Annotated in this window: 6 protein-coding genes; all 6 read left to right on the top strand. The window is 68.9% G+C overall.

Annotated elements, in window-relative coordinates; genetic code table 11:
- Positions 1-371: 371 nt before the first annotated feature.
- Positions 372-740, top strand: a complete 369-nt coding sequence (rpsL, locus tag VJR25_RS10770) for a 30S ribosomal protein S12 (RefSeq protein ID WP_324114970.1) — start codon at positions 372-374, stop codon at positions 738-740.
- 5 nt (positions 741-745) lie between these two features.
- Positions 746-1,216, top strand: a complete 471-nt coding sequence (gene rpsG, locus VJR25_RS10765; RefSeq protein WP_324114969.1) for a 30S ribosomal protein S7 — start codon at positions 746-748, stop codon at positions 1,214-1,216.
- A gap of 87 nt (positions 1,217-1,303) precedes the next feature.
- Entirely contained in the window at positions 1,304-3,418 is a 2,115-nt protein-coding gene (gene fusA, locus VJR25_RS10760) for an elongation factor G (protein WP_324114968.1), read from the top strand.
- 190 nt (positions 3,419-3,608) lie between these two features.
- Positions 3,609-4,802 (top strand): elongation factor Tu, encoded by a 1,194-nt coding sequence (tuf, locus tag VJR25_RS10755; RefSeq protein ID WP_324114967.1) that lies wholly within the window; start codon positions 3,609-3,611, stop codon positions 4,800-4,802.
- A 216-nt stretch (positions 4,803-5,018) separates the two neighbouring features.
- Entirely contained in the window at positions 5,019-6,017 is a 999-nt protein-coding gene (locus VJR25_RS10750; RefSeq protein ID WP_324114966.1) for an excalibur calcium-binding domain-containing protein, read from the top strand.
- Between the two features lie 90 nt (positions 6,018-6,107).
- On the top strand, positions 6,108-7,690 hold a 1,583-nt coding region (locus tag VJR25_RS10745; RefSeq protein ID WP_324114965.1), incomplete at its 3' end, for an amidohydrolase.

Raw genomic sequence — 7,690 nt, 5'->3', positions numbered from 1 at the left:
CGTGGTGGTCGTCGCCGCGGTGCTGCTGACGGTGCTGCTGGTCGTTCCCTGACCCGTGCCGGCGGCTGGCCCGTGTTGACCGGCTTCCCCGCGCCCGCGTATAGTAGACCCTGTGTGCGCATTGCGCGCCGTCCGTCATGCCTCGGCATGTCGTACGCCGCACGCGCGCCGCACCTCAGGGAACGACCTGCGAACAGGTCACCCCCACGGCATACCCACCCTCATCAGGAACAAGCACCGCCAGGATGCAGATCCCGCGGGTGGGTCCGCGTGAGTCTGCAACCACCCGAATCGGATGCCCCGGCATCCGCCACGGCCGCCGCAGATGAGACACGAACGCTGTCACCGTGCAGCACTATCAAGGAGAGAACGTGCCAACCATTCAGCAGTTGGTCCGCAAGGGGCGTTCGCCGAAGGTCTCCAAGACCAAGGCTCCCGCTCTGAAGTCGAACCCGCAGCAGGCCGGCGTGTGCACCCGCGTGTACACCACCACCCCCAAGAAGCCGAACTCGGCGATGCGCAAGGTCGCCCGTGTGAAGCTGCGCAACGGCACCGAGGTCACGGCCTACATCCCCGGTGAGGGCCACAACCTGCAGGAGCACTCGCTGGTGCTCGTGCGCGGTGGTCGTGTGAAGGACCTCCCGGGTGTCCGCTACCGCATCGTCCGCGGTGCGCTGGACACGCAGGCCGTCAAGAACCGTAAGCAGGCTCGCAGCCGCTACGGCGCGAAGAAGGGTTGAGTCAGATGCCTCGCAAGGGTCCCGCCCCCAAGCGCCCCGTGGTCAACGACCCGGTCTACGGCGCACCGATCGTCACGCAGCTCGTGAACAAGATCCTCGTCGACGGCAAGAAGTCGCTCGCCGAGTCGATCGTGTACGGCGCCCTCCAGGGCGTCGAGGCCAAGACCGGCTCCGACGCCGTCGCCACCCTCAAGAAGGCGCTCGACAACGTGCGCCCCACCCTCGAGGTCAAGAGCCGCCGCGTCGGCGGTTCGACCTACCAGGTCCCGGTCGAGGTCAAGCCCCACCGTGCCAACACGCTGGCCCTGCGCTGGCTCGTCGGCTACGCCAAGGGCCGCCGTGAGAAGACCATGACCGAGCGTCTCCAGAACGAGATCCTGGACGCCTCGAACGGCCTCGGTGCCGCGGTCAAGCGCCGCGAAGACACCCACAAGATGGCCGAGTCGAACCGCGCCTTCGCGCACTACCGCTGGTAATCACCAGCGACCCGGATGCCGGCCGGAGACAATCTCCCCGGCCGGCATCCCCGTGAACTTTCACACGAAACGTAAGGAAGACATCCCGTGGCACAAGACGTGCTCACCGACCTCAACAAGGTCCGCAACATCGGCATCATGGCGCACATCGATGCCGGCAAGACGACGACGACCGAGCGCATCCTGTTCTACACGGGCGTCAACCACAAGATCGGCGAAACGCACGACGGCGCTGCCACCACCGACTGGATGGAGCAGGAGCAGGAGCGCGGCATCACGATCACGTCGGCCGCCGTCACCTGCTTCTGGGACAAGAACCAGATCAACATCATCGACACCCCCGGCCACGTGGACTTCACGGTCGAGGTCGAGCGCTCGCTTCGCGTGCTCGACGGTGCCGTCGCCGTCTTCGACGGCAAGGAGGGCGTCGAGCCCCAGTCCGAGACGGTGTGGCGTCAGGCCGACAAGTACGACGTGCCGCGCATCTGCTTCGTCAACAAGATGGACAAGCTCGGTGCCGACTTCTACTTCACGGTCGACACGATCATCAACCGCCTGAAGGCCAAGCCGCTCGTGCTGCAGCTGCCGATCGGTGCGGAGAGCGACTTCGTCGGCGTCGTCGACCTCATCGAGATGCGCGCCCTGGTCTGGCCGGGCGACGCCAAGGGTGACGTCACCATGGGCGCCAAGTACGAGGTGCAGGAGATCCCCGCCGACCTCCAGGAGAAGGCCGAGGAGTACCGCCACCAGCTGCTCGAGACCGTCGCCGAGTCCGACGACGCGCTGCTCGAGAAGTACTTCGGCGGCGAGGAGCTCACCATCCCCGAGATCAAGGGCGCCATCCGCAAGATGACGATCGCCGGCGAGCTCTACCCGGTGCTCTGCGGCTCGGCGTTCAAGAACCGCGGCGTGCAGCCGATGCTCGACGCGGTCGTGGACTACCTGCCCTCGCCCCTCGACGTGCCCGCCATCGAGGCGCACGACCCCAAGGACGAAGAGCGCATCATCGAGCGCCACGCCGACCGTGACGAGCCGTTCGCGGCCCTCGCGTTCAAGATCGTCTCGCACCCGTTCTTCGGCCGCCTGACCTACATCCGCGTCTACTCGGGTCACCTCGACTCCGGCGCCCAGGTCATCAACGCGACCAAGGGCAAGAAGGAGCGCATCGGGAAGATCTTCCAGATGCACGCCAACAAGGAGAACCCGGTCGAGTCGGTCACCGCGGGTCACATCTACGCCGTCATCGGCCTGAAGGACACCACGACGGGCGACACCCTGTCGGATTCCGCCAACCAGGTCGTGCTCGAGTCGATGACCTTCCCGGAGCCGGTGATCGAGGTCGCCATCGAGCCGAAGACCAAGGCCGACCAGGAGAAGCTGGGCGTCGCGATCCAGAAGCTGGCCGAAGAGGACCCGACCTTCCGCGTCGAGCAGAACGCCGAGACCGGCCAGACGGTCATCAAGGGCATGGGCGAGCTGCACCTCGACATCCTCGTCGACCGCATGAAGCGCGAGTTCAAGGTCGAGGCCAACGTGGGCAAGCCCCAGGTGGCCTACCGCGAGACGATCCGCAAGGTCGTCGAGCGCCACGACTACACGCACAAGAAGCAGACCGGTGGTTCCGGCCAGTTCGCGAAGATCCAGTTCGCGCTCGAGCCCCTCGAGGTCACGGCCGAGAAGACGTACGAGTTCGAGAACAAGGTCACCGGTGGCCGCATCCCGCGCGAGTACATCGAGCCCACCAACCAGGGCTTCCAGGACGCCATGAACGTCGGCGTGCTCGCCGGCTACCCGATGGTCGGCGTGAAGGCGATCCTCATGGACGGCGCGTCGCACGACGTCGACTCGTCCGAGATGGCGTTCAAGATCGCGGGCTCCATGGGCTTCAAGGAGGCCGTGCGCAAGGCCAGCCCGGTCATCCTCGAGCCGCTCATGGCGGTCGAGGTGCGCACGCCCGAGGAGTACATGGGCGACGTCATCGGCGACCTGAACAGCCGCCGCGGCCAGATCCAGTCGATGGAGGATGCCGCCGGCGTCAAGGTCGTGCGGGCACTCGTGCCGCTGTCCGAGATGTTCGGCTACATCGGCGACCTGCGCTCGAAGACCTCGGGCCGCGCCGTGTACTCGATGGAGTTCGACAGCTACTCCGAGGTCCCCAAGGCCGTGGCCGACGAGATCGTCCAGAAGACCAAGGGCGAGTAAGTCTCCCGAGACTCGGACCCTGCTCCGGATGCCGGCGTTTGCTAGCATCGCCAAGCGCGGCGGCATCCGGAGCGCCCACAACTTCACAGAATCACACCGACCCAGTCATCTAGACTGAAACAAACCCCGTAGCGTGCCGGGCGCGAACCAGCGTCCGAGACTGCTGCATGACCGTCCTGAGGAGGACCCAGTGGCCAAGGCCAAGTTCGAGCGGACCAAGCCGCACGTGAACATCGGAACGATCGGACACGTCGACCACGGCAAGACGACGCTCACCGCGGCGATCTCGAAGGTGCTCGCCGACAAGTACCCGTCGGCTGTCAACGTCGTGCGTGACTTCTCGTCGATCGACTCGGCTCCCGAAGAGCGCCAGCGCGGCATCACGATCAACATCTCGCACGTCGAGTACGAGACCCCGAAGCGTCACTACGCCCACGTGGACGCCCCGGGTCACGCCGACTACATCAAGAACATGATCACCGGTGCTGCTCAGATGGACGGCGCGATCCTCGTGGTCGCCGCCACCGACGGCCCGATGGCCCAGACGCGCGAGCACGTGCTGCTCGCCAAGCAGGTCGGCGTGCCCTACCTGCTCGTCGCGCTGAACAAGGCCGACATGGTCGACGACGAGGAGATCCTGGAGCTCGTCGAGCTCGAGGTCCGCGAACTGCTCTCGTCGCAGGGCTTCCCCGGCGACGACGCTCCGGTCGTCCGCGTCTCGGGCCTCAAGGCTCTCGAGGGCGACGCCGAGTGGGCCGAGAAGATCGTCGAGCTCATGGACGCCGTCGACGAGTCCATCCCGGACCCGGTGCGCGACCGTGACAAGCCCTTCCTCATGCCGATCGAGGACGTCTTCACGATCACCGGTCGTGGCACCGTCGTCACCGGTCGTGCCGAGCGCGGCACCCTGGCCATCAACTCCGAGGTCGAGATCGTCGGCATCCGCCCGACGCAGAAGACCACGGTCACCGGTATCGAGATGTTCCACAAGCAGCTCGACGAGGCCTGGGCCGGCGAGAACTGCGGTCTGCTGCTCCGCGGTCTCAAGCGCGACGAGGTCGAGCGCGGCCAGGTCGTCGTGAAGCCGGGTTCGGTCACGCCGCACACCAACTTCGAGGGCACCGCGTACATCCTGTCCAAGGACGAGGGTGGCCGTCACAACCCCTTCTACACGAACTACCGCCCGCAGTTCTACTTCCGCACCACGGACGTGACCGGCGTCATCTCGCTGCCCGAGGGCACCGAGATGGTCATGCCCGGTGACACCACCGACATGTCGGTCGAGCTCATCCAGCCGATCGCCATGGAAGAGGGCCTCGGGTTCGCGATCCGTGAGGGTGGCCGCACCGTCGGCGCCGGCACGGTCACGAAGATCGTCAAGTAAGTCTTCTGACTTCCCGAGAGGGGGTCGGGCCTTCGGGCCCGGCCCCCTCTCTCGTTCCCGCCGCACCCGCCCGGTCGTTGAGCGAGCGCACCCTCCCGGCCGTTGAGCGAGCGCCCCCTCCCGGTCGTTGAGCGAGCGCACCCCCGGTCGTTGAGCGAGCGAAGCGAGACGAAACGCGTCGCCCGCCCGTAGACTGGGGCGGCTGAAGGGGCGGGCATGCGGGGCAAGGGCACGTGGATCTGGGGCGGCATCGTCGTGGTGGTGTGCGTCGTGATCGGTCTCGCCGCCGAGAACGCCCCGCACGGACAGGCTCCGCAGCGCACGGATGCCGCCGCCTCGTCGCCCGCGACGGATGCCGGGGCATCCGCCTCGACGGCACCCGACCCCACGACCCCCGCACCGCGGCCGCCCGCGACGCACGCGCCCGAGCCGAGGCCCGCCGCCGGCACCGCGCTGGCACTGCTGAAGACCCTGCCGGTCAAGGGCCGCGCCCCGAAGACCGGCTACGCGCGCATCCAGTTCGGCCCGGCCTGGGCCGACGTCGACCACAACGGCTGCGACACCCGCAACGACATCCTCCGCCGCGACCTGCGGCACCTCACGCTGCGCGGATCGTGCGTCGTGCTCTCCGGCATCCTGAACGACCCGTACACGGCCGTGCAGATCCACTTCGTCCGCGGCGTGCGCACCTCGACGGCCGTGCAGATCGACCACGTCGTGGCGCTCAGCGACGCGTGGCAGACCGGCGCGCAGAGGCTCACCGCGGCGCAGCGCGAGCTGCTCGGCAACGACCCGCTGAACCTGCTCGCGGTCGACGGTCCCACCAACGAGGCGAAGGGCGACGGGGATGCCGCGACCTGGCTGCCGCCGAACAAGGCGTTCCGCTGCCGGTACGTGGCCACGCAGATCTCGGTGAAGGCCGCATATCGGCTGTGGGTGACCGCGGCCGAGAAGGCGGCCATGGGCCGCGTGCTCGCGGCCTGCCCTGCCCAGCCGGCATACCGCGACGCCCTGGTCGGCACCGCCGGTGCGATCGCGCCGCCCGTCACGGTGACCCCGAAGGCGACGACGCCGACGCAGACCACCGCGCCCGGAAGCGTGTCCTACGCGAACTGCGCGGCCGTGCGCGCGGCGGGCAAGGCACCCCTGTACCGCGGCCAGCCCGGGTACTCCCGCAGGCTCGACCGGGACGGCGACGGCATCGCCTGCGAGTGAGCGCCCGGCAGCGTCGCGTCGCCTGGTATGCCACCGATAGCATGGTGGCCCTGACGTGCGCGGTCTCGCGCACGAACCCGAGGAGACCCGATGACCACCACCCTCCTGTCCGGAGGCACCGTCTGGCGTGGCCCCGGCATCCCCGCCGCGCACACGCTGCTGCTCGACGGCGACCGCATCGCCGCGCTCGACGAGGAGGCCGAGAGCGCAGCGGACGACGACACCCGCCGCATCGACCTGCAGGGCGCGTTCGTGATGGCGTCGTGGGGCGACGGGCACGCGCACCCGCTGTTCGGCGGTCTCGAGTCCGAGGGCCCGGACGTGCGGGCCTGCACGTCGATCGACGAGATCGTCGCCGAGGTCGCCCGCTATGCGGCCGCGCATCCCGTCGACCCGGACGACCCCGACTCGGAGTGGATCTTCGGCGCCTCGTACGACGGCAGCCTCGCCGAGTCGGGCCTCTTCGACGCCCGCTGGCTCGACCGGGCCGTGGACGACCGGCCGGTCGTGCTGCGTGCGTGGGACTACCACACCGTCTGGGTGAACTCCGAGGCGCTGCGGCGCGCGGGTATCACGCGCGACACCGCCGACCCCGTGCTCGGCGAGATCCCGCATCGCGAGGACGGCGAGCCGCTCGGCACCCTGCGCGAATGGGGCGCGGTCGACCTCGTGGCCGACGTGGCGCCCGCGCGCCCCGACGAGGTGCGCCTGCGCGCCCTGCAGACGGCCGGCCGCTACTACCTCGCGCGCGGCGTGACGTGGGTGCAGGATGCCTGGGTGGAGCCCGGCGACGTCGACATCTACGTCGAGGCGGCCGGCCGCGGCATCCTGCCGATCCGCTTCAACCTGGCGCACTACGCCGACCCGCGCTCGTTCGACGAGCAGCTGCCGCAGATGATCGAGGCGCGCCGCCGCGTCGAAGAGGCGGCCGACCCGCTGCTGACCGCCCACACCGTGAAGTTCTTCGCGGACGGGGTCGTCGAGAACGAGACCGGCGCGGTGCTCGAGCCCTACTGCTCGGGTCTTCACTCGCATTCGGACGGCTCCGCGCGGCACGGCATGCAGGTGTGGGGCGACGGGGACGCTCTCGCGGACGCGGTGACCGCCGTGGATGCCGCCGGCTTCCAGATCCACATCCACGCCATCGGCGACGCCGCCGTCCGCCAGGCGCTGGACGCCATCCAGGCGGCTGTCGAGGCAAACGGGGAGCGCGACCGGCGTCCGGTGATCGCCCACGCTCAGCTGATCGCCGACGAGGACCTCGGACGGTTCGCCGAACTCGGCGTCGTCGCGTGCATGCAGCCGTTGTGGGCGCAGCAGGACGCCCTGATGACGGTGCTCACCGTGCCGCGGCTGGGGGAGGAGCGCTCCGACCGGCAGTACCGGATGCACACGCTCGAGCAGTCCGGGGCGACGCTCTCGTTCGGATCCGACTGGCCGGTGTCGTCCGGCGATCCCCGTGACGGCATCGCGATCGCGGTGTCCCGGCAGACCGCCCAGGGCGAGCCCGCCGGAGGCTGGACCCCGCACGAGCGGGTGCCGATCGAAGACGCGCTGCACAGCTACTCCGCGCAGGTCGCCTGGCAGGCGTTCGCCGACCGGGCGGATGCCGCCTGGGGCGTCATCGAGCCGGGTGCGAGCGGCGACTTGGTGGTGCTGTCACGCGACCCACG

Source organism: Microbacterium sp. (assembly GCF_035277845.1).
In the GTDB taxonomy this organism is placed as follows: Bacteria; Actinomycetota; Actinomycetes; order Actinomycetales; family Microbacteriaceae; genus Microbacterium.
This window is presented reverse-complemented; position numbering and strand designations above follow the sequence as displayed.

Bases quoted from the DNA above. Each gene is read 5' to 3' on its own strand.
- rpsG (WP_324114969.1), top strand. From the start codon at position 746: ATGCCTCGCAAGGGTCCCGCCCCCAAGCGCCCCGTGGTCAACGACCCG.
- VJR25_RS10750 (WP_324114966.1), top strand. From the start codon at position 5,019: ATGCGGGGCAAGGGCACGTGGATCTGGGGCGGCATCGTCGTGGTGGTG.